We start from the raw sequence: 1511 nt of genomic DNA, 5'->3' as shown, positions 1-1511 counted from the left end.
TTCTACTTGCTGGAGCTAAGAAGAGTCAGTATCCGCTACGTAACACCGCGATTATCTCCCTGATCCTCGACACGGGACTGCGGGTCTCCGAGGTCTGTGGGCTGACCCTGCGCGACCTAGATCGTGACTCGTGGAGCCTTAGAGTCATGGGAAAGGGCAATAAGGCCCGGACGGTCTACGTGGGCTCTCGCAGTGCCCAGCGCGCCTTGATCGAGTACCTGCGCCTCGCTGAGCGCGATGCTGCTGACCCACTCTTCCAAAGCGAGCGCGGTGGTGCAAAGCTCACGCCAATGGGCATTTATCACATCGTCCAGAGCTGTGGACTTGTTCGTGGAATTTCGGGGGTCGGTCCGCATGACCTTCGGCATACATTCGCCTTTAGCTTCATCCAAGGCGGAGGCAGCGAGTTCACCTTGCAGACCATGCTCGGGCACACGTCCCTCTCAATGACGCGCAAGTACGTGAATTTAGCGGGAGCCGATCTTTCCGCTCAAGCTCGGGCTGTAGGAACGCTGGATGCCGTACTACGAAAAAAATAGGGTTCAAGATTCCGCAGAATTGCGAAATATAAAGTGCGTTATACTGGCAAGATAAATATAACGTGGTAGTATAGGTATGGTCAATCCGACCACTCAAACCTCATAGCAGGTTTGGAAAGGAAGTCTGTATGTCACGTAGACCAAGAACAACGGATGTACTCGCCTCAGGGGCCATGCTATTGGCCCTGTCGGTGATTCTGCCCAGCACGCTGAATCCGCGCACGCTCTTCGACGAGGACGCCATCGCGCAGCTCGCTGAGAGTATTCAAGAGGAGGGCTTACTCGCACCGCTCGTTGTTCGTCCCAAGAAAGACACTGACGGCACCTATGAGATTGTCGCCGGAGAGAGGCGGTATCGTGCCTGTAAGCTGCTCGGCTTCGATGAGGTGCGCGTCATTGTTCGCGCCGACCTCGACGATGATCTGAAGGCTCTCACCGCGGCTATCGTGGAGAATGTCCAGCGCGAGGATCTGGAGGTATTTGATCTCGCTCGGGCCTACAAGAAGCTGCGTGAGCTGGGCCACCCGCTCAAGGAAGTGGCGCGTCTGGCCAAGCGCAGCAACCCGGATATCTCCAATACGATCCGGCTTCTTGAACTGCCGGAGAGTGTCCAGCAGCAGATCCAGCGCAAGGAGATCTCCCCAAGCCACGGCAAAGCGCTCTTAGGGCTTGCGGAGTGGCCGGAGGAGATGGAGCGTCTGGGGAAGATGACGGTTGATGAAGCATGGTCGTCTCACGCTCTGGAGAACGTCGTGGCCGCTGCCAAGCGCGAGCGCGAAGCCGAGCGATCCCCCAAGATGGAGATCGAGGAAGAAGCCCCAGCGGAAAAGCCCACCGTCACCGCGCCACCAACTCCCGCGCTCCCGACTGTTCCGCCCCCTGCGCTTCCTGTGCCGCTCCTCCCACAGCGAACGGCATCGGCGGTTCCTGTTCCGGCTCTACCACCTACGTCAATAGCTCCGCCAGCAAGTG

General features: G+C 58.2%; 2 protein-coding genes. Both read left to right on the top strand.

From position 1 onward, the window contains the following. Positions 1 to 539 (top strand): tyrosine-type recombinase/integrase (locus ACH2EH_RS14010; protein ID WP_395142663.1); only part of this gene is annotated, 539 nt, incomplete at its 5' end. A 128-nt stretch (positions 540 to 667) separates the two neighbouring features. Then, the coding region (locus tag ACH2EH_RS14005; protein WP_395142662.1) for a ParB/RepB/Spo0J family partition protein at positions 668 to 1511 on the top strand (844 nt) is incomplete at its 3' end.

This window comes from Armatimonas sp. (assembly GCF_043760365.1).
Classification (GTDB): Bacteria; Armatimonadota; Armatimonadia; order Armatimonadales; family Armatimonadaceae; genus Armatimonas.
This window is presented reverse-complemented; position numbering and strand designations above follow the sequence as displayed.